The sequence below is a fragment of the Morganella sp. HMSC11D09 genome, from assembly GCF_001807955.1.
GTDB classification, from domain to species: domain Bacteria; phylum Pseudomonadota; class Gammaproteobacteria; order Enterobacterales; family Enterobacteriaceae; genus Morganella; species Morganella morganii.
The window spans coordinates 238,989-259,255 of the sequence record NZ_KV791696.1 but is presented as its reverse complement, the minus strand read 5'-3'; the positions used below and the strand labels follow the sequence as shown (position 1 = coordinate 259,255).

Annotated in this window: 19 protein-coding genes; 6 read left to right on the top strand and 13 right to left on the bottom strand. The window is 51.6% G+C overall.

The annotated features are described in order from the left end of the window. Positions 1-112 precede the first annotated feature (112 nt). Entirely contained in the window at positions 113-472 is a 360-nt protein-coding gene (locus HMPREF3119_RS12830) for a hypothetical protein (protein WP_004239914.1), read from the top strand. 49 nt (positions 473-521) lie between these two features. Here HMPREF3119_RS12830 and phoC read toward each other — a convergent pair whose 3' ends face one another. Further along, entirely contained in the window at positions 522-1,271 is a 750-nt protein-coding gene (gene phoC / locus HMPREF3119_RS12825; protein WP_004235240.1) for an acid phosphatase PhoC, read from the bottom strand. Positions 1,272-1,672: 401 nt separating this feature from the next. Between phoC and HMPREF3119_RS12820 the strand changes: the two genes are divergently transcribed. Continuing rightward, positions 1,673-2,095, top strand: coding sequence for a DoxX family protein (locus HMPREF3119_RS12820; protein WP_004235241.1), 423 nt, complete (start codon positions 1,673-1,675; stop codon positions 2,093-2,095). A 62-nt stretch (positions 2,096-2,157) separates the two neighbouring features. Here HMPREF3119_RS12820 and HMPREF3119_RS12815 read toward each other — a convergent pair whose 3' ends face one another. From HMPREF3119_RS12815 to speG, 5 genes are all read right to left on the bottom strand, one after another. Further along, entirely contained in the window at positions 2,158-3,507 is a 1,350-nt protein-coding gene (locus HMPREF3119_RS12815) for an MFS transporter (protein WP_070579933.1), read from the bottom strand. A gap of 670 nt (positions 3,508-4,177) precedes the next feature. Next, the gene (gene mgtE, locus HMPREF3119_RS12810; RefSeq protein ID WP_004235243.1) at positions 4,178-5,641 is read right to left on the bottom strand and encodes a magnesium transporter; all 1,464 of its coding nucleotides are present in this window, start codon (positions 5,639-5,641) and stop codon (positions 4,178-4,180) included. 56 nt (positions 5,642-5,697) lie between these two features. Continuing rightward, entirely contained in the window at positions 5,698-7,230 is a 1,533-nt protein-coding gene (gene ppx, locus HMPREF3119_RS12805; RefSeq protein ID WP_004239919.1) for an exopolyphosphatase, read from the bottom strand. A gap of 11 nt (positions 7,231-7,241) precedes the next feature. After that, positions 7,242-9,314, bottom strand: a complete 2,073-nt coding sequence (ppk1, locus tag HMPREF3119_RS12800; protein WP_015422771.1) for a polyphosphate kinase 1 — start codon at positions 9,312-9,314, stop codon at positions 7,242-7,244. Positions 9,315-9,379: 65 nt separating this feature from the next. Beyond that, positions 9,380-9,970 carry a spermidine N1-acetyltransferase gene (gene speG / locus HMPREF3119_RS12795; protein WP_004235247.1) on the bottom strand — a complete coding sequence of 197 codons (591 nt, stop codon included), beginning with the start codon at positions 9,968-9,970 and terminating at the stop codon, positions 9,380-9,382. 205 nt (positions 9,971-10,175) lie between these two features. On the opposite strand from speG, the gene HMPREF3119_RS12790 reads away from it, so the two are divergent. After that, positions 10,176-10,478 carry a helix-hairpin-helix domain-containing protein gene (locus tag HMPREF3119_RS12790; RefSeq protein ID WP_004239921.1) on the top strand — a complete coding sequence of 101 codons (303 nt, stop codon included), beginning with the start codon at positions 10,176-10,178 and terminating at the stop codon, positions 10,476-10,478. Between the two features lie 36 nt (positions 10,479-10,514). Here the strand turns inward: HMPREF3119_RS12790 and purN are convergent, their stop codons facing one another. Next, positions 10,515-11,147, bottom strand: coding sequence for a phosphoribosylglycinamide formyltransferase (purN, locus tag HMPREF3119_RS12785; protein ID WP_070579931.1), 633 nt, complete (start codon positions 11,145-11,147; stop codon positions 10,515-10,517). Continuing rightward, positions 11,147-12,187, bottom strand: a complete 1,041-nt coding sequence (gene purM / locus HMPREF3119_RS12780) for a phosphoribosylformylglycinamidine cyclo-ligase (RefSeq protein ID WP_015422770.1) — start codon at positions 12,185-12,187, stop codon at positions 11,147-11,149. The genes purN and purM overlap by 1 nt, the downstream gene beginning before the upstream one ends. A 253-nt stretch (positions 12,188-12,440) precedes the next feature. Between purM and upp the strand changes: the two genes are divergently transcribed. From upp to hda, 3 genes are all read left to right on the top strand, one after another. Continuing rightward, complete coding sequence (gene upp, locus HMPREF3119_RS12775) at positions 12,441-13,067, top strand: uracil phosphoribosyltransferase (RefSeq protein ID WP_004235255.1); 627 nt, start codon at positions 12,441-12,443, stop codon at positions 13,065-13,067. 69 nt (positions 13,068-13,136) lie between these two features. Beyond that, positions 13,137-14,426, top strand: coding sequence for a uracil permease (gene uraA / locus HMPREF3119_RS12770; protein WP_004235257.1), 1,290 nt, complete (start codon positions 13,137-13,139; stop codon positions 14,424-14,426). Positions 14,427-14,580: 154 nt separating this feature from the next. Next, positions 14,581-15,297 (top strand): DnaA inactivator Hda, encoded by a 717-nt coding sequence (gene hda, locus HMPREF3119_RS12765; protein ID WP_004239923.1) that lies wholly within the window; start codon positions 14,581-14,583, stop codon positions 15,295-15,297. Between the two features lie 3 nt (positions 15,298-15,300). Here the strand turns inward: hda and HMPREF3119_RS12760 are convergent, their stop codons facing one another. From HMPREF3119_RS12760 to HMPREF3119_RS12740, 5 genes are all read right to left on the bottom strand, one after another. Then, entirely contained in the window at positions 15,301-15,693 is a 393-nt protein-coding gene (locus HMPREF3119_RS12760; RefSeq protein WP_004239924.1) for a hypothetical protein, read from the bottom strand. After that, positions 15,686-17,017 carry a dual specificity protein phosphatase family protein gene (locus HMPREF3119_RS12755; protein WP_070579929.1) on the bottom strand — a complete coding sequence of 444 codons (1,332 nt, stop codon included), beginning with the start codon at positions 17,015-17,017 and terminating at the stop codon, positions 15,686-15,688. The genes HMPREF3119_RS12760 and HMPREF3119_RS12755 overlap by 8 nt, the downstream gene beginning before the upstream one ends. A 65-nt stretch (positions 17,018-17,082) precedes the next feature. Beyond that, positions 17,083-18,849 (bottom strand): bifunctional alpha/beta hydrolase/class I SAM-dependent methyltransferase, encoded by a 1,767-nt coding sequence (locus tag HMPREF3119_RS12750; RefSeq protein WP_004235262.1) that lies wholly within the window; start codon positions 18,847-18,849, stop codon positions 17,083-17,085. Positions 18,850-18,851: 2 nt separating this feature from the next. Beyond that, complete coding sequence (locus tag HMPREF3119_RS12745) at positions 18,852-19,481, bottom strand: CDP-alcohol phosphatidyltransferase family protein (RefSeq protein ID WP_032098383.1); 630 nt, start codon at positions 19,479-19,481, stop codon at positions 18,852-18,854. Between the two features lie 191 nt (positions 19,482-19,672). Then, positions 19,673-20,230 carry a two-partner secretion domain-containing protein gene (locus tag HMPREF3119_RS12740; protein WP_004239928.1) on the bottom strand — a complete coding sequence of 186 codons (558 nt, stop codon included), beginning with the start codon at positions 20,228-20,230 and terminating at the stop codon, positions 19,673-19,675. Positions 20,231-20,267 lie beyond the last annotated feature (37 nt).

Below are 20,267 nucleotides of genomic sequence, written 5' to 3'. Positions count from 1 at the left end.
TTTATGTCAGCCACTTTATCATCCCTTAAGGAAATATTACCGGTGCGGTTTACTCAGTTTATGATGTGCAGTAATATTACGCATTCTTAACAAGCTGATAATACACACTATAATGATGAAAAACAGACTTATTCTTGTCTCTGCACTGCTGCTGTCCGGTTGTTCTTCTGTCTGGGTGGAAGTTCCGGGCGGCTCTGAATACACACGGGCAGAGGCAAATGCTTTCTGTGAACCGGAATCACATAAGCTTTATCCGGTCAAAAATGAAGTTGCCCAGCGCAGTGTGATGCGGGATGTGGAGAAACGCTGCAAAAAAGACGATGACTGCGGTAACAGCAAAACCTACAAAGAGCAGACACCGGTAACGGAAAGTTATGTGATGGATGTGAATGAAGACAGCCGCAACCGCTATTTCTACAACTGCATGAAAACAAAAGGCTGGGATCGGGAAGACCGCTGGATGTGGGAATAAACAGGGATTTCAGGGCAGATATTGCACTGCCCTGACCAGATATCACTGCTTATTTCTGTGATTTTTGCGCAAATTCCTGTTTGGCTTTCGCTAACTGCGCCTGAAATGCCGGATCGGAATGTAATGTCGCGACAGCGGCTGAACCGACAATCCGCGCGGCATCCACATCACTCTGCCAGTGATAGCCGCAAATCACCCGGCTCTGTCCGAGCTGATAACCCCGTTCCAGAATCGCATCCTGATTTGCCGGGTTCACTTCCGCCAGCACCAGTGCCGTTGCCCAGCCGATAGACGTATGACCGGACGGGTAAGATCCGTTGGTGGAGAGTTTTTTCTGATCTTTGGTATTACAGGTTTCTGTGCCGTAAAACGCAAACGGCCGGATGCGCATGTAATGTTCTTTGGCGGAGCGGGTGGCAAGGTCACCGGCATCCTCAATCATATTGGTCAGCAGTTTATAGAGCTCCGGAGAGTCTTTTTCGGTTATCGGATAGCCGAAAGCCCCTGAAAATGCGGTTGCCACACCCCCTGCGGCCAGATCAGCATCTGCCTGTGCCTGTTTTCCGCGCTCGGTATTGCGCAGCATACGGCCTTTCTCATACATTGCCTGATCATTTAAAAACTGAATACTGCCGACTTCCGGCGGTGGCGGTAACAGTTTCAGGCTGTCGATAGCCTGTTCATTTTTCAGATAATATAAATCCGGCTTGGTGGTGGCATCGTTGCCTGCCGGGATCGCGGCCAGTGCGGAAAGGGAAAACAGTGAGAACAGACAACCGGCGATAATATTCTTCTTCATGACATCTCCTTATCAGATACAACAGTATTACTCAGAAACCTGTTTGCCAGTGTAGGGCGGAGAGATGCAAATTGATGTTAACTCTTTCAAAAAAGTGTGACGAAACAGACGGAAGACAGGTAAGTATTTTTGATGATGATTTTCAGATAATTTGACAGAAACAGCATGGCTTTTGTTAACGAACGGATAAATAAGACCTGACCGATAGTATTGAAAAAGATAACACACAGATATTATAAGAAAATATAAAGCATTGGGTTTTGTTTTTGCCAGCATATTCTTAACAATTAAAATGAATGAAATTTTCCGGAATTCACTGTCACTGAATGTTGCCGCTACCGCTTTGCGTATCACTGCGTATACTCACAATGAGTAAGATTCTCATTCAACAGGGGTATATTATGACTGGTCTAATCAACAGGCTGTTATCACACGACGATGCAGGGAAATTATTACTGCGGCTGGCGGTCGGCGGATTAATGTTGTTTCATGGTATCGGTAAATTACTCACCGGTGCGGCGGGGATAAAAGGGCTGCTGGCCTCTTTCGGGTTACCGGAGTTTATTGCTTACGGTACCTATTTCGGGGAAATTGTCGCGCCGGTCTTTATTATCCTCGGCATTCTGACCCGTCCGTCCGCATTGCTGGTGTCTTTTACCATGGTCGTTGCCTGGCTGATGATCGGGGTAAATAAAACCTTTATGCTGGATCCGACAGGGGCGTGGGCGATTGAAAGCCTGATGTATTTCTTTATCAGCGGTATTGCACTGGCCTTTATCGGCCCGGGTAAATATTCGGTAATGAAAAACCCTGCCTGGCGCTGATTCGGAAGACGGAAAAGAAAAAGGGCGGATAATCATCCGCCCTTGCTGTTTTACCTGTTTCGTTAAGACTGTTGTGCTGCGACAGTTTTCACATTCTGTGCTTTACGCGCTGTCCAGCCTTTGTGTGCCAGCGGTAAGAAACCGATGATAATCGCCAGTACGGACACGCCTGCCACATAATACGCCGGTGCCATTGCACTTTTCTGTAACCAGGCACCGGTCAGCATCGGCGTTAAGCCGCCGAATACCGCGTAAGCCATGTTGTAGGCAAAAGACAAACCAGAGAAACGGATTGCCGGCGGAAATGCCCGCGTACTGATGATTGGTGTGGTGGCAATCGCACCGACAAAAAAGCCCATCACCGCATAGTTAATCACCAGCGAAGCCGCCGCAATATCCGGTGACAGTGCACTGTAGAAGTGGAATGCGGTGATCGCTAATCCGCCCCAGGACAATGCCAGTGTCACACGGCTGCCGATCTTATCTTCCAGCCAGCCCCAGAAAATACAGCCGAGGGTTAAGGTCAGTGTGGCCACGCAGTTTGCCTGTAATGACAATGTGCGATCAATGCCGTACATCTTTTCAACCACAACGGACGGGGTCATCAGGATGATCACCACGATAGCGGTGGATAATGACCAGGTCAGCCCGGCGGTGACAAAACAGGCCATTTTATGGTTTTTCAGAACTGTTTTTACCGGCATCTCTTCGGACAATGTCCGTTTGGCCGCCATCTCTTTAAAGATCGGGGTTTCCTGCAAAAAGCGGCGCAGATACACCGAAATCAGGCCGAACACACCACCGAGGATAAACGGAATACGCCATGCCCATGCAGTCACTTCCGCCGCAGTATAAGAAGCCTGAACGGCGATAGCGACCAGCGAGCCGAGCAAAATACCGCCGGTGATCCCGGAGGTCAGCGTACCGACACCCAGCCCGTAGCGCTGTTCCGGTGTGTGTTCAGCGATAAATACCCATGCGCCGGGCATTTCACCGCCGATAGCCGCACCCTGTAAAATCCGCATCAGCAGTAACAGGACAGGTGCTGCCACACCGATACTTTCATAGGTCGGCAGCATACCGATAACCAGTGCCGGCACCGCCATCAGGAAGATACTCAGGGTAAACATGCGCTTGCGGCCGATAATATCGCCGAAATGCGCCATAATGATCCCGCCGAGCGGGCGCGCCAGGTAACCGGCGGCGAAAATTCCCAGCGTTTTCATCTGGGCGATAAACTCGTTATCACCCGGGAAAAACAGGTGGGTTAGTGTTCCGGTAAAAAAGACAAATATGACAAAATCATAGAATTCAAGCGTGCCGCCGAGGGAAGATAATCCCAGTGTTTTATAATCGTTTTTATTTAATGGCCTTGCCTGAGGCTGACTTAATGGCGATGTATCGGTTGTCATAATTATGTCCTTTTATTTACTCATTTATTCAATGACGGGGGTCGTGTCATTTTTTTTCTCATTTGTGTTTCCCAAAAGAGAGGTGGCGGCAACAGCATCCCGGTTATCACAGGGATAACCGGAAATAAAAAACGGGAATTGTCTGTTACCGGAGGGTATGCTTTGTTATAGCAAGAAGTTCCGTATATTGTAAACAGCATCGGCCAAAACAAGATGAACATTCTTGCTGTATGCCATAAGATGGATTATTGAACTAAATATGATTTGCGTCACGGATGATAACGTTAAGGAATCCGGAATGACAGCATATTATGAAAACCGGAACAGATAATTAGCGGAATAATTAAAGGTTCAGCCCTTATTATTATTTACCAGTAATACGGGTTTATAAAATACGATTAATAGCATTATATGAATAAGGCTTATCAATATACCCGTGAATTAATAGCGGTAAATAAATATAAATAAGTGTGAGCGGCATGAGGATTATTTCAGAGCAGCAGTACAGAAGTGATCATATTCACCGGATATTGTCAGTCCGGCATCATAATACTCTGTGGCGGGGTGATGACAAGAGGGCAGAAACGCAGCCGGAAGAGTCAAAAACGGCCACGGAGAGCAGAAGCAAAACTTCTCTTTCCGTGGCCGCAAAGGACTATCTGAGCAAAAATCAGACCAGGAACAGGGTGGCGAGACCTAAAAAGATGAAAAATCCGCCGGTATCGGTGATGGCGGTGATCATCACACTGGAGCCGAGTGCCGGGTCGCGTCCGAGTTTCATCATCGTCAGCGGGATAAGCACACCCATGATGGCGGCCATCAGCAGGTTAAGCACCATAGCCAGCGTCATTACCGCACCCATAGCGATATCGCCGTAGAGCAGGTACGTAACGACCCCCATAATCCCGCCCCAGACCACGCCGTTGATAAAGGCAACGCCCAGCTCACGCAGCAGCAGGAAGGAAAAACTGCCTTTCTGGATCTGGTGAAGCGCCAGGGCGCGGACAATCATGGTAATGGTCTGGTTACCGGTGTTACCGCCGATACCGGCAACAATCGGCATCAGGGTGGCGAGTGCAACCAGCTGGGAAATGGTATGCTCAAACACGCCAATCACGCGGGAAGCGACAAACGCGGTACAGAGGTTAATCGCCAGCCACGCCCAGCGGTTTTTCACTGCCTGGCCGACCGGGGCAAACACATCCTCTTCCGGACTTAAGCCCCCCATACGACGGATGTTTTCTTCACTTTCTTCATTCAGGTTATCAACGATATCCTCAACGGTGAGCCGTCCGAGCAGCCGCCCGTTATTGTCCACAACCGCGGCGGAAATTAAGTCATAACGTTCGAATGCACCGGAAGCATCTTCGCCTTTTTCATCCGGCAGGAAGGTGACCGGCTCGGTTTTCATCACATCAGAGACCAGTTTGTCCGGCGACTGGGTGAGAATGGTGGTCAGCGGCAGTTCGCCCTGCAAAATATTATTGCTGTCAATAACAAAGATTTTATCGGTGGCTTCCGGGATATTGCTGCGGTAGCGCAGAAAACGCTGAACCGTTTTCAGCGGAACATTGCCGCGCACGGTGACAAACTCAAAGTCCATCATCTGCCCGATACTGTCCGCCGGGTACTGAAGAACGGTGCGGATGCGGTTACGCAGACTTGGTTCCAGATAGGTCAGCAGGCGGCGCATGGTATCGCGCGGCAGGTGCTCGGCGATATACGCCTGCTCATCCACATGCAGGGTGGCAACGGCACGCAGCAGCTCTTTGTCTGACATATCTTTAATCAGACTGTCCCACACGGACACAGAGGCTTCCACCAGCACTTCCCCGCGCTGGTGGTTATCAATCAGATGCCAGAGCGCGAGACGCTCATCATAGGGCAGGGCTTCCAGCATATCCGCAAGGTCAGCGGCGTGGAGGTCAGTCAGCAGATTTTTGACTAACTTCGATTTTGAATGCAGTTCATCATCACTGAGCCTGGCATGTTCATCGGCGGTGCCCAGAATGGTTTCCACAAACTGTGAGTCGTTGAGGAACAGAGGCAAAACCTGCTGACGAATGTGGGCCAGCCGCTGGGAGTGCGGATTGACCGGTGATGAGTTATCAATGGAGAAACTGTGTTCAGACATGATTTTCCTTTACACATAAAACTTTTAAACAAATAAGACCGGCCGGGGATTCTCTGTCAGACGTCTTCTTCTTTTATACCGAGGTGCCAGCCGGGCACATCATCCCAGTAAGCCTGCTCTTTTTCCAGATCAAGCTGCATTAATGTGTTGATAGTCAGATAGCGGCGCGGAAAAAACAGGGTCCAGTGTCCTTCATTGGTCTCCAGACGCAGTGAGGAGCGTTTGGTGGTGGACTGGCGCTGATTATTCAGTAAGACCGCGAGGCGCAGGATCTGTATCAGGGGGATGACCTGTTTACGTTTAAACAGTGTGAATTTCGGGATATCGTCACTTTTTACCGCTTTGCGGTGGTAACGTACCAGTGTGGCGAGCAGCAGTTGCTGTTCCTGGGTGAATCCCGGTAAATTGGTGTTCTGCAGAATATAGGCCGAATGACGGTGCAGGCCGGAAAGGTTGATGCTCAGCCCGACTTCATGCAGCCAGACCGCCCAGACCAGAATGGCTTCCAGCTGCGGATCAACCAGGGACGGATTCTGCTCCGCCCACTGACGGTACAGGTTTTTCATGGTGGTGAGGACACGCAGTACCTGGGCGTTATCCACGTTATAGTGTTCCACCAGGCTTTGCGCGGTACGCTGGCGGATGTCCTGATGGCGGAAACGGCCTTCCATCTCATACAGCACCCCTTCGCGCAGGGCACCGGCAGACAGGCGCAGTTCAGTGATTTCCAGCGCGTCAAACAGACCGCACAGAATTGCCAGGCCCGGCACAAACACTTTTTTGCGGTCGTCAGACAGCCCCGGTAAATTCAGGGTATCAAACCGTTTGTAACGCAGCACCTGTTTGACCAGCATTTCCAGGCGGACAGGGGTGATAATACCGTCCCGTTCCCCCAGTTCACGCAGGATCTCACAGGCCGCTTTGATGGTGCCGGATGCGCCGAGGCATACATCCCAGCCCTGCACACGGAAAGCAATCGCCAGGTTTTCCAGTTTGGAAACGGCCATCAGCCTGGCGCGGTTAAAGTTGGCCTCGGTGATTTTACCGTCCGGAAAAAACTGACGGCTGAAACTGACACAGCCCATACGGCGGCTTTCGATTAAAATCGGTTCAAAACGTTCGCCGATCACCAGCTCTGTTGAACCGCCGCCGATATCAATCACCAGTTTGCGGCCTTTTTCCGGTTGTGTGTGTTCAACACCCATAAAAATCAGGCGTGCTTCTTCGTGACCGGAAATAATTTCAATCGGATAGGGGATAACGGACGCGGCGCGTTCGAGAAACTCGTGCGCATTGACTGCCTCACGCAGACTGTGTGTCCCGACAATCGTGACCTGTGCGGCGGGAAAGCCCTGAAGGCGCTCGGCAAACAGCGCCAGGCAGGCCAGCCCGCGCTCCATGGCTTCTTCGCTCAGCTCATTCTGATCATTTAAGCCTTCAGCCAGATACACCCGCTGTTTCAGGCGGCTGAGAACCTGGAGTGCGCCGTTGACAATACGGGCAATCACCATATGAAAGCTGTTCGACCCGAGGTCGATAGCTGCAATTTCCAGCGGACGATCTTTTTCAGTGATCAGTGATAATGGCATGCACGGGCCTTTTAATTATCCGGTTGTTCCAGGGAACGAATATAGTCATAAACTGCCATCTGCGAGCGGACTTTCCGCTTGTTGCCGCGCGGCACATAATGGTTGGACATCTCTTTGTCGAGATAACGCGCCTTCTCATTATCACTGAACTGAATATCCAGAATATCGAGCACCCGCCGGCGCAGCACCGGATCCAGCAGGCGAACCGCCACTTCAATCCGGTAATCGATATTGCGGGTCATCCAGTCCGCAGAGGAGAGATAGACTTTTTCGTCCCCTTTGTTGGTGAACACATACACCCGGTCATGCTCCAGGAAACGGTCAACAATACTGGTCACCTGGATATTCTCACTGTACGGCACCTGTCCCGGCACCAGTGCGCACATGCCGCGCACCAGCAGACGGATTTTCACCCCGGCTTCTGAGGCATCATAGAGACGCTCACTCAGCTGCTTATCCACCAGGTTGTTGATCTTCAGTGTAATTCCGGCTTCATAACCGGCCAGTGCATTGGCAATTTCATCATCAATCAGCTGATTCAGCATTGCCCGTGAATTCTGCGGCGACACCATCAGGTTATCAAAGGAGACCGGGCGGTACGGGTTCTCAATAAAGTTGAACACGCGCCGGACTTCATTGGTGATCTCTTCGTTGGCGGTCAGCAGCGAGTAATCCGTGTAGATACGCGCGGTTTTTTCGTTGAAGTTACCGGTGCCGATATGGGCATAACGGCGGATCACATCCCCGTCTTCCAGCCGCGAGATAATAAACAGTTTGGCGTGGATTTTCAGCCCCGGCGCGGAGAAAATAACATGCACCCCGGCTGCCGTCAGGTGTCTCGCCCAGTGAATATTGGCTTCTTCATCAAAACGTGCCTGTAATTCCACCACTACGGTGACTTTTTTACCGTTGTGTGCCGCGTGGATCATGGAATCGATAATGCGGGAGTCCTTGGCGACACGGTAGATATTCATCTTGATGGAAATCACGCTCGGGTCAAAAGAGGCCTGGCGCAGCAGTTCCAGCACATGCTCAAAAGTGTGATACGGGTAATAGAGCAGCACATCCCGTTCGCGGATAGCATCAAACCCGTTGCGGTGATGATCAAACCAGACATGACGCAGACGCGGCAGCGGTTTGTTTAATAAATTCTTATTGCCTTCATTCGGGAAGCGGATGAAGTCCTTGAAATTATGATAGCGACCGCCGGCAATGACGGAATCATCATTGGTCAGGCCGAGTTTTTCACGCAGCAGCGTCACCATTTCATCCGGCATATCGCGCTGATAAACAAAGCGCACCGGCTCAGCGGTCAGACGCTGTTTCAGGGTGGAGGACATCAGCTCCAGCATCCCGGATTCCATTTCGGTGGCGAGGTCATATTCCGCATCGCGCGTCATTTTCATGGAATAGGCATTGAGGGCATCGAAATCGAAGAAGCCCTTGAAGATTTCATCCAGGCAGTAGCGCAGAATATTGTCGATAAGGATCATCGACTGGCGGCGGCGGCCGTTTTCGGTCGGCAGATTAACAAAACGCGGCACTTTATCAGACGGAATTTCCAGCAGTGCATAGCGGGTCTCACGGCCGGATTTGACAATCTCCACCACCAGATAGGTGTAATCGTCTTTGAGGAATTCGACCAGATCGGTGCTGGTCTGGATCATAATCGGCGTGATGTGCTGGCGCAGATGCTGACGGAAATACTGACGCAGCCAGATTTGCTGTTTCGGCGAAATCTGGCGTTCGTTGATCAGGAAAATCTGGTTACGTGCCATTTCCAGCAGCAGGTCGTTATACAGGGTATCAAATGCCTGATCCTGTTTTGCCACTTTGTTTTCAATTTTACGCAGCAGATGGCGCCCGCTGGCGCCGGAACCACGCTGTTCCTCATTAATCAGGATGCGGCGTTTCACATCCGCATAGCGGACTTTATAAAACTCATCTAGGTTATTTGAGTAAATGCCCAGAAAACGCATGCGCTCAATCAGCGGGTTGCGTTTGTCGGCGGCCTCCTGAAGAACCCGCTCGTTGAACGACAGCCAACTGAGTTCTTTTTCCATATAGAGCCTATCTTGGGACATTGTTACTCCGGAACGGGTTACTCTGAATCAGGGTTGAACACAGCGTACAGTTTACTAAAAAATCGTTACAGGTTCTGCTTTACGCGGGCATTTTTTTCAACGTAGCTTTCCGCATCCGCAGATTTATTTTTCATGACCAGATATTCCGGCTGAAAAATACACATACGGATGGCAGTGCGGTATTCCCCGTTGACGAAAAACTCATCAATTAACTGGCCTTCGGTATGAAAACCGAGCTTTTTATAGATGTGGATCGCTTTTTCGTTTTCGATATCCACAATCAGATACAGTTTATACAGATTGAGGACAGAAAACGCATAATCCATAGCCAGACGGGCAGCGCGGGACGCAAATCCGTGACCCTGATGTGACGGGGCGATAATAATCTGGAATTCAGCGCGGCGGTGTACATGATTGATTTCCACCAGTTCCACCAGCCCGATCTTGGTGCCGTCGCTTTCCACAATGAAGCGGCGTTCTGACTGATCGTGAATATGCTTATCGTATAAATCACTTAATTCAATAAAGGCTTCATACGGCTCCTCAAACCAATAACGCATAATGCTGGCGTTATTATCCATCTGATGAACAAAAGCTAAATCCTCACGCTCAAGCGGGCGCAGTTTTACAGGCGGAACAGCAGTACCACCGGACATAAATCACCTCGATATTGGTTGTATTTTATCAGTCAGTGTAACACATAACAGAAACGGAATTATCCGGGGATCCGCTTTTCCGCGTCACGATGGGCACAGCCGTGTAAAATTATGGCAATTACGTGTTATTTGAGTACCGGTCACAGCAGACAGATGATAAAGTATGTGGTAGTACGCATATCATTAATAAATACCGGATATTTCCATGAACCCGACAAAAGTGTGCCGCACCCGTCTTTATACGCTTACCGACCTGCCGAATATCGGCGAGGCGATGGCGGAAGATCTGCGTCTGTTGGGGTATGAGACGCCGCAGGATATTACCGGTTCAGACCCGGTGATTATGTATGAAATGCTCTGCGCGGTAACCGGCGTCCGTCAGGATCCCTGTGTTATTGATGTGTTCTGGTCAGTCACTGATTTTCTTGCAGGACAACCGGCACAGCCGTGGTGGAATTATACCGGACAGCGCAAAGCGTATCTTAATGAGATGGCGAAACTGCGGTAGTTATGAAAAACGCCCGGAAAAACCGGGCGGAGAGAATCAGAGCGTATTGTGAAAATATAATTTCCCGTCCAGATATATCCCGTCTTCTTTCAGTGCCAGACGCCCCTGCACAAACCAGTTAACCACCTGCGGATAGATGCGGTGTTCTTCCTGTTGTATCCGGGCGGTGAGAGTGTCTTCAGTATCATCCGGCAGAACGGCAATGCGTGCCTGTAAAATGACCGGGCCGCCGTCCAGCTCTTGCGTGACAAAATGTACAGAGGTACCGTGTTCGGCATCGCCGTTCTCCAGCGCTTTGCGGTGTGTATGCAGACCCGGATATTTCGGCAGCAGAGACGGGTGGATATTGAGCATTCTGCCGTGGTAATGGCGGACAAAGGCGGGTGTCAGAATCCGCATATATCCGGCGAGGATCAGTAAATCCGGTTGATACTCATCAATCTGTGCCTGCAATGCGGCATCAAAATCATCCCGTGAAGAGAATTCCGCCGGACTGAGTGCCAGTGCGGGAATACCGGCCTGTTGTGCGCGGAGTAACCCGTAAGCGTCCGCTTTATTACTGAAGACCGCAACAATTTCCGCATTGAGAGCTTTTGAATTGCAGGCGTCAATCAACGCCTGCAGATTACTGCCGCTGCCGGAAATCAGGACAACAAGGCGTTTTTTCATCAGCGGATGATGACCTGTGGTTCATCTTCACGGCAGACCGCGATATCACCGATCAGCCATGCATTTTCACCCGCCTCTGTCAGCAGGGCGAGGGCGGCAGGCACAGACGCTGCCGGCAGCGCAATCACCATACCGACACCACAGTTGAAGGTGCGGTACATTTCATAGTCTTCCACATTCCCGGCTTTTTGCAGCCAGTTAAAGACAGACGGCCACTGCCAGGATGAGGCATCAATCCGCGCCTGGGTGCAGGCCGGTAATACACGCGGGATATTTTCCCAGAAACCGCCGCCGGTCAGGTGGGCGATGGCGTGAACATCGGTGTTTTCGATCAGTTTCAGCACAGATTTAACATAGATTTTTGTCGGTGCCAGCAGATGATCCGCCAGTGATTTGCCGTCAAGCTCTGTGGCTGCCGGGTCAGTTTTGCTGACCTCAAGGATTTTGCGGATCAAAGAATAGCCGTTGGAGTGCGGGCCGCTGGAGGCCAGTGCTATCAGCACATCACCGGCGCGGACTTTGCTGCCGTCGATGATTTCTGATTTTTCCGCCACACCGACACAGAACCCGGCCACGTCATAATCATCGCCGTGATACATGCCCGGCATCTCAGCGGTTTCACCACCGACCAGCGCACAACCCGCCTGTTTGCAGCCTTCGGCAATACCGGTGACCACCCGGGCGGCAGTATCGACATCCAGTTTGCCGGTCGCGTAATAGTCGAGGAAGAAGAGGGGCTCAGCACCGGCGACCACCAGGTCGTTCACACACATGGCGACGAGGTCAATACCGATAGTGTCATGACGCGCCAGATCCATCGCCAGGCGCAGCTTGGTGCCGACGCCGTCGGTGCCGGAAACCAGCACCGGTTCTTTATATTTCTGCGGTACCGCACACAGCGCACCGAAACCACCCAGCCCGCCCATAACTTCAGGACGGCGTGTCTCTTTGACAACATGCTTAATACGGGAAACTAAGGCATTACCGGCATCAATATCAACACCGGCATCTTTGTAACTCAGGGAAGTTTTGTCAGTCACTGCGGCCCCCAACGGCGATTGCAAGTAAGTGGGTGTATCGAAAACGCGGCTATTCTAACAGGCCACGCAAACGTTTGCGAGAGGATTTACGCCGGTTTTTGTCAAAATGCGTCAGATCACACTTATTCATGTAACAAACATGAAACGCGTGATAATTGACTATAATCAACAAATCCGGGGTGGCGCTGCGAAAGAAAAGCGGTATAATCTCGCGATTTTTTTGTCCGCCAGGGCTTACACAGTAGGAGAACCCATGAAAGTCGTCGAGGTAAAACACCCGCTCGTTAAACACAAACTTGGCCTGATGCGAGATCATGATATAAGCACAAAACGCTTTCGTGAACTGGCCTCAGAAGTCGGTAGCCTGCTGACCTATGAAGCAACTTCAGACTTAGAAACTGAGAAAGTGACAATTGACGGCTGGTGTGGTCCGGTCGAAATTGAACAAATCAAGGGTAAAAAGATTACCGTTGTGCCAATCCTGCGTGCGGGTATCGGTATGATGAACGGTGTGCTGGAAAGCATCCCGAGTGCCCGTATCAGTGTTGTCGGTGTTTACCGTGATGAAGAAACACTGGAGCCGGTACCGTACTTCCAGAAATTAGCCTCTAATATTGAAGAGCGTATGGCGCTGGTGGTTGACCCGATGCTGGCAACCGGCGGTTCAATGATCGCTACCATCGATCTGCTGAAAAAAGCAGGTTGCACCGCGATTAAAATCCTTGTGCTGGTTGCAGCGCCGGAAGGTCTGAAAGCGCTGGAAAAAGCCCACCCGGATGTTGAGCTGTATACCGCATCCATCGACGATCACCTTAACGAACACGGTTACATTGTGCCGGGCCTGGGTGATGCGGGCGATAAGATATTTGGTACGAAATAAGTTAATGAGCCGACTTGATAGTCGGCTTTTTTTTGGCATATCCCTGAGTAATCATTTAAGAGGTTTAAGATGACGCGCCGCGTTATTGAAGTCGATGAACGCCCACCACTGCTGGTCACCATTCCGTTAAGTTTACAGCACCTGTTTGCGATGTTCGGTGCTACCGTTCTGGTGCCGATCCTGTTTCAGGTAAACCCGGCCACGATCCTGTTATTTAACGGTATCGGGACGCTGCTGTATCTGTTTATCTGTAAAGGAAAAATCCCGGCGTACCTGGGCTCAAGCTTTGCCTTTATTTCACCGGTGCTGATTTTACTGCCGCTCGGGTATGAACTCGCTCTCGGCGGGTTTATCATCTGCGGGCTGTTATTTATGCTGGTGGCGGGGATTGTCAAAATCGCCGGACGCGGCTGGATCAACGTGCTGTTCCCGCCTGCGGCCATGGGTGCGATTGTGGCGGTCATCGGTCTTGAACTGGCAGGAACCGCTGCCGGTATGGCCGGGCTGAAAATCGCGGATGGTGCGTCTCCGGACAGCACCACGCTGATTATCTCCCTGACCACTCTCGGGGTGACGATTCTCGGCTCTGTGGTGTTCCGCGGCTTCCTGGCGATTATTCCGATCCTTATCGGAGTACTGACCGGGTATGCGCTGGCCTTCTTTATGGGCGCGGTGGATTTGACCCCGGTAAGTGAAGCTCCGTGGTTTGCACTGCCGACGTTCTACACACCGCGTTTTGAGTGGTTCGCTATTCTGACCATCTTACCGGCCGCGCTGGTGGTGATTGCCGAACACGTCGGTCACCTGGTGGTCACGGCGAATATTGTCAAACGTGATTTGATGAAAGACCCGGGTCTGCACCGTTCGATGTTTGCCAACGGCTTCTCGACCGTACTGTCCGGCTTCTTCGGCTCCACACCGAACACCACCTACGGCGAAAACATCGGCGTTATGGCCATCACCAAAGTGTACAGCTCCTGGGTTATCGGCGGGGCGGCGGTACTGGCGATTCTGCTCTCCTGTGTCGGTAAACTGGCGGCAGCCATTGCTGCTGTGCCGGTGCCGGTGATGGGCGGGGTATCACTGCTGCTGTACGGGGTTATCGGTGCATCCGGTATCCGCGTGCTGATTGATTCCAAAGTGGATTATAACAAGCCGCAGAACCTGATCCTGACGGCGGTTATCCTGATTATCGGTGTCAGTGGTGCAACCATTCATATCGGTGCGGCTGAACTGAAAGGGATGGCACTGGCAACGGTTGTCGGCATTGGTCTGGCACTGGTGTTCCGTCTGGTGAATATTATCCGTCCGGAAGAGCGGGTAGTGGATGTGAATCTGGATGAAGTGAAGAAAGACTGATTCTGATAGCAGAAAAAAGCCGCAGTGACTGATGAGCCCGTAAAGCCGGGCATGTAGGTTCTGCGGCTTTTTCCGTCACTGAGTACGGGAAGTATGTTGTTAAGGTTCATTTAGCCGGTGAATTTATGTTAAACTAACGGTGTTTGTTCACCCGTTGGCCGAGGTAACTCTGAACACGCCATCTCAGCTGTCATTACCGCTCTCTCTCCCTGATGATGAGACTTTCAACAGTTTCTACGCAGGGGAAAACGCATCCCTGTTATCCGCTATTCAGGCGGCTATCAATCAGCCGCACGGCAGCTATCTCTATTTCTGGTCCCGTGATGGTGGCGGTAAAAGTCATCTGCTGCATGCGGCCTGTGCCGAAGTCTCTTCCAAAGACCGGGCGGTCGGCTATGTACCGCTGGATAAGCGTGCCTGGTTTGTGCCGGATGTGCTGGAAGGCATGGAGCATCTGTCGCTGGTCTGCATTGATAATGTACAGTGTATTGCGGGGGATGAAGAGTGGGAAATGGCGCTGTTTAATCTCTATAACCGTATTCTGGAGACCGGCAAGACCTGTCTGCTGATCACCGGGGACAGACCGCCGCGCCAGATCCCGCTGCAGTTACCGGATCTCGCTTCCCGTCTTGACTGGGGGCAGATTTACAAACTTCATCCGCTTAGTGATGACGAAAAAATTCAGGCACTGCAACTGCGGGCAAAGCTGCGCGGGTTTGAGCTGCCGGAAGATGTCGGGCGCTTTATCTTAAAACGCCTCGACCGTCAGATGCGCACACTGTTTGATATGCTGGACAGGCTTGATCATGCCTCGATTGTTGCTCAGCGCAAACTGACCATTCCGTTTGTCAAAGATATCCTGCGGCTGTGACCATCAGTTAAGCAGGGCAATCACCGTCACCCCCCACTGGAGCACCATGCAGAGAGCGCCCTGCTGAAACAACCGTTTTGTGCCGCGCCAGCGCTGTGAGAAGTGGGTGTGCTGTGCTCTGCCCGGAAACAGTGTCGTCAGGGATTCATCAAAAATATCGGTATCGGACGATTGTGCCAGGCGGCGGAACAGATGGTGATCCAGCCACAACCGGAAGATAAAATACATGGCGCACAGAAAGAACAGGATCCCCGCCGCCATCGGATATTCACCGGAAAAACCGGAAATATAAAGCAGAAACTGCGTCAGAAAGGCCATCACCGATAAGGCAGCCAAAAAACGCCAGCCCGCCGTAAAAATCACAATTATCTGTTCGTCATGAGGTCTGTTATTCATCGTTTTTTCCGTAACGGGCTGCCCAGCGGGTCAGGGCGGCAATTGTCTGTTCCCGCAGAACAATTTGTGGCCGGGCCTGTCTGACGGCCGCCAGCGCCTGCTCCACATTGTCTGCCAGCCCGGCACGTATCAGCCAGGCGACCACGACGGTAGTACTGCGGGTGTAACCCAGTTTACAGTGTACATAAACCTGACCGGATTGCGCCAGGCGGCTGAGATTGTTCACCGCCGTTTCAATCTGCATCTCTGTCAGCGGAAACAGATCCAGCTGCGGCTGACAGTGATAAGCCAGCCCGGCGGTATAGCGGCTGCGGGGAAATTCCCCTGTCATATCCAGTACGGCGGCAGCCGTCAGTGGTGCGGCAGGATAACCACCCAGCGCGATATGCTCATTGACCACACTGGTGTGACGGGACCGTTTTGCATACCAGTAATAGCTGATTTGCGCCGCAATCCGGTATGGCAGCAGCAGGAGTGCGGCAGAGGGTGAAATGCGCCCGGCGCTGTCCTTCTGAAACACTGATGCGCCGGCCCCGAGATAACCCGCCGTGATGCATAAAAATGCCAGCCCCGGCCACAGCAGCCACCAGCCCTGACCACCTATCACGACAGCCGCTGTTATCAGCACCAGCGAAATAACGGCGTACCGTCCGGCCAGCTGATAGCCGCGGCGGATACGGTGCGGGGCCCACTGCCAGCGTGTACTTACCGGCAGCAGATAGCTTATCACCACACCGGTGGCGGCACCGGTGATCACATCAATAAAATGGTGCTGCCAGGTTGTCAGTACAGAAACTAAGATCAGAATTGACCACAGGTGCAGAAGCCATTGCCATTTCTGCGGTGTGTGCGCCCGGAAGCGCAGCCACAGCAGCCACAGCAGAATGATATGCAGAGAAGGGGCCTGGTTAAACGGCAGATCAAACATCTCCAGCTGGTCAAACATCCAGCCTGCGGTACCGTCTGTCTGCGGACGGAGAAAACTGAATTTCAGCGGAAAGATCAGGAACCCGGCGCAGGCTGTCAGTGACGCAACTGCCAGCCGAAGCCCGTGAATACACTGTTCGCGCAGAGAGGTGCAGATAAACAGGGATAATCCGTAGAAGAGATCGATGCTCCAGTACGGAATAATTGTCCACGGCAGAAACGGAATATGTGTTTCCCAGCTGAACGCAAAAGAAGGGACTGACGGCAGCGAAGCGGTATAGGTATTGACCTGTCCGTAAGTCAGAAAAAAGAAAGGTGCCAGAAACAGCAGCCAGAGCAGGGCAAATCCCCACCGTTTACGGCGGGAAGCGGGCAGCGGCAGTGCGGCATCAGACATAATTTTTCATTCCCTGTAAAACAGAAGATGCGCAAAAAGGCGCATCTTCATCAGTATGATAACAATCAGCGGCGTCTGGCGACTGAGACACTGAAAATACCCCAGTTATCAATGAGCTGATCCAGTTTTTCAAATCCGGCCTCATCCACCAGCGCATCCATTTCCCCCTGGCTGCGGCAGCGCATCACCCAGGCTTTTCCGCCCTGATGGCTCGGCAGAACGCGGGCTATCATTTCTACCTGCGGGTGCCACGGCTGACAGGTGTAGACAAGATAACCGCCGCTTTCAATCGCCTGCGCCAGCCCGGCAAGGGAATCGCGCAGCAGATGGTTTTCCGGGAACAGTTCATATAACCCGCTCACCACACCGAGGGTCGGTTTCGGGGTGACCGCCGCCAGATCGGCGGTATCAAAGGCATTGCCCTCTTCAAAACGGATTTTGTCTTCCAGGAAGCGCTCTTTGATCTGTAAACGACCCTGTTCCACATTGATGGTGCTGTAATCGCGCATCAGAACAGATTCTATCCGGCTGTAATCATTAATTGCATCAAAGAGATAGCGGCCCTGACCGGCAGCGATATCCATGATCCGCACCGGCTGACCCTCTTCCTGCAATGCCCGGATGGTGCGGCGCAGAATTTTCTCAATATTCACTTTGCGTTGGCGGATCCCCTGCCAGCCGATACTGTTGAGATACTGGCGGTCAACAATGCGGCCGAAAATGCCTTTGCCCTGAGCCTGGTTACGGTAGACATAATCGAGGGTGGATCCGGAATCAAAGCCTTTATCGTAGCCGATACTGACGCCTTCCGAGGCTTTGCCGAGGGTGGACATCGCTTTGCTGAGCAGTTTATAACCGAGATTTTTCGGGCAGTAATCCGGCAGCGGAACCTGCAATTCACGATAAGCATCGGCACCGGCGCTGCACACATCCTCAAACCGGTAATCGTGCTGATAGCGCGGCTGTTCAAACAGGGTGGTGACAAAGCGGCGGATTTCCGCCAGCGGGATATGACGATCTTTTTCGCCCAGAGTGTCGTGATAAAACCCCGGCAGAATATGTTTTTCTTTATACGGGGTGTTAAGCCGCGCATAGAACTGATTCTGCGGCTTGCGGTGCACCACGTGGTCACTGCCGGAGATAAACAGCTGAGTCGGCACTGTTATCGCGGCAGCATCCGCCACCAGACGGTCAGCGGTTTTGTAGAGCTCCAGCAGGATATTGACGGCAATCGGCCGGGTGATCAGCGGATCCCGCTCAAATGAAGCGATACGTACCGGGTCGTGGGTGAGATATTTGGCTTTAACGTAGGAATTAACATAAAACAGCCCGCGAATTTTCTGCATCAGCGCCAGTCCGCTGCGGGCAAACGGCACATAGAGTTTGACTTTAAAGGCCGGAGAAGCCAGTACCAGACCCCGGATCTTCGGTGCGAAATCATGCACCCAGCCGGTCAGGGTGACTGCGCCGACACTTTGTCCGAGCACGACCATGTTCTCGATAGGAATTTCATACTCAGATGAAATGAAGTTAATAAATTCATTGATGTCGCTGATAGATGTGCCCATCGACGGGCTGTAGCCTCTGGGCCCGTCATTGCGGCCGTGACCTCTGGCATCCCAGGCAAATACCGCGAAATCAGGTAACGCCAGCTCATCCGCAAGATGTGCCACACGTCCGGAGTGCTCATGACCCCGGTGAAACAGCACAATGGCTTTCTTTTCTGCGGTTGCGGAAGGCCAGTAACGGAAGAATAACCGCTGCTGGTCACTGGTGGTAAAGTGAGATTCAATGGATTCACGCTGAGTCGGATAATCAGAAGATACACTCATAATCAGTCCTTTTGAGATGCGCTTTGTTGCGCAGATTCCTGCAACGCACGCCGGATACGGTGATAACAGGTAAGAAGCAGCAGGGCGGCAAAGACCGCAAACAATACAGGAAACAGGACGGAGTCAAGGGATGCGGGAAAAACCGCCGCCCACAGACCCAGTGCGCCGAACAGAAAGGCGCGGTCACTTTTTCCGGCAGGGCCGTCATAGCGGCGTGATGCCCCGATAGTTTGTGCCAGTACACCAATAAATTCAGTCAGTACAGAGAGAAACAGGGTCAGCAGTATCCAGATGGCGGCTCCCGGAAACAGCAGGACAAACGGGAAATAAAGAATCGTATCGGATACCACATCGCCCAGTTCATTGAGGATCGCGCCGAAGCGGCTTTTCTGGTGATGTTCGCGGGCCAGCATGCCGTCAATGGCATTGAGCGCCATCCGGATAAACAGCACCGGCGGCAGAAGCAGAAACAGGCGCGGATCGGGAAACAGGATCAGGATGAAACCGGTAAGCAGGGAAAGGAACATCGCCGCCAGCGTGACCTGGTTGGCCGTGATTCCGGCATTAAACAGGCGGATTACCACGGGACGCAGCAAGTTCTGAAACTTCGGTTTTAGATCATAAATGGTCATTTTTTTCCCTGATGATACACAGTCAGTTATCTGTATTATCAATACGTTATTCTGTGATCGCCGCAATAAGAGTTTTCTTAAGTTAATACGGTGTGATCACAGGGCTGTGTTGTTACAGGTATGACAGTCTGCGGCAGGGAAAGTTTCTGATAAAAGCAATACCGCCGTGAAAACGGCGGTATAACAGGGGGTCAGCGCGGTGAATTTACGGAAATATTATGACTGATGCCGGTCAGACGTTCTGATGCATGCAGCGGTTTGCGGGCATCAAAAATGACCTCATTATTTTTTGCAGCATTGATAACCACCGGCAGTGTTTCGCGGTGAGAATAGAGTGAGGTATTGGTTGAGCTGCAATCCTGACAGATCACACCATTCGGGTTAACAATCACCAGACTGGCCTTGCCGCCGGCGACAAAGGTATTACCGCGCAGGTGGGTTTTATTGTCGCCGATCACTTCATTAATAATGGTGTTGGCATTTTCTTTATTATGAATGACGAGGCCTTTCTTGCCGACATTATAGTCAGTAAAAATATTATGCGAGATCCCGCGGTTATCCGGTGATGTAATCACCAAAACCGGTTTCCCTGATTTATCTTTAAACAGCGATGTTTCCGCTTCCGGACTGGCTACCCGGATTTTATCGCCGTTACGGTAGGTATATTCTGTGCTTCCCGGTCCGGCGGCAACAGCAGCAGAGAATAATGCAACGGAAATGAATGATAACGCCGTTAATGTTTTTTTCATGATTTATTCCTTTAATCATTATATTAAGTGTAAATAA

Excerpts from the sequence above, each read along its gene's own strand:
- HMPREF3119_RS12830 (WP_004239914.1), top strand. The coding sequence starts at position 113 with ATGATGAAAAACAGACTTATTCTTGTCTCTGCACTGCTGCTGTCCGGT.
- phoC (WP_004235240.1), bottom strand. The coding sequence starts at position 1,271 with ATGAAGAAGAATATTATCGCCGGTTGTCTGTTCTCACTGTTTTCCCTT.
- HMPREF3119_RS12820 (WP_004235241.1), top strand. The coding sequence starts at position 1,673 with ATGACTGGTCTAATCAACAGGCTGTTATCACACGACGATGCAGGGAAA.
- HMPREF3119_RS12815 (WP_070579933.1), bottom strand. The coding sequence starts at position 3,507 with ATGACAACCGATACATCGCCATTAAGTCAGCCTCAGGCAAGGCCATTA.
- mgtE (WP_004235243.1), bottom strand. The coding sequence starts at position 5,641 with ATGTCTGAACACAGTTTCTCCATTGATAACTCATCACCGGTCAATCCG.
- ppx (WP_004239919.1), bottom strand. The coding sequence starts at position 7,230 with ATGCCATTATCACTGATCACTGAAAAAGATCGTCCGCTGGAAATTGCA.
- ppk1 (WP_015422771.1), bottom strand. The coding sequence starts at position 9,314 with ATGTCCCAAGATAGGCTCTATATGGAAAAAGAACTCAGTTGGCTGTCG.
- speG (WP_004235247.1), bottom strand. The coding sequence starts at position 9,970 with ATGTCCGGTGGTACTGCTGTTCCGCCTGTAAAACTGCGCCCGCTTGAG.
- HMPREF3119_RS12790 (WP_004239921.1), top strand. The coding sequence starts at position 10,176 with ATGAACCCGACAAAAGTGTGCCGCACCCGTCTTTATACGCTTACCGAC.
- purN (WP_070579931.1), bottom strand. The coding sequence starts at position 11,147 with ATGAAAAAACGCCTTGTTGTCCTGATTTCCGGCAGCGGCAGTAATCTG.
- upp (WP_004235255.1), top strand. The coding sequence starts at position 12,441 with ATGAAAGTCGTCGAGGTAAAACACCCGCTCGTTAAACACAAACTTGGC.
- uraA (WP_004235257.1), top strand. The coding sequence starts at position 13,137 with ATGACGCGCCGCGTTATTGAAGTCGATGAACGCCCACCACTGCTGGTC.
- HMPREF3119_RS12760 (WP_004239924.1), bottom strand. The coding sequence starts at position 15,693 with ATGAATAACAGACCTCATGACGAACAGATAATTGTGATTTTTACGGCG.
- HMPREF3119_RS12755 (WP_070579929.1), bottom strand. The coding sequence starts at position 17,017 with ATGTCTGATGCCGCACTGCCGCTGCCCGCTTCCCGCCGTAAACGGTGG.
- HMPREF3119_RS12750 (WP_004235262.1), bottom strand. The coding sequence starts at position 18,849 with ATGAGTGTATCTTCTGATTATCCGACTCAGCGTGAATCCATTGAATCT.
- HMPREF3119_RS12745 (WP_032098383.1), bottom strand. The coding sequence starts at position 19,481 with ATGACCATTTATGATCTAAAACCGAAGTTTCAGAACTTGCTGCGTCCC.
- HMPREF3119_RS12740 (WP_004239928.1), bottom strand. The coding sequence starts at position 20,230 with ATGAAAAAAACATTAACGGCGTTATCATTCATTTCCGTTGCATTATTC.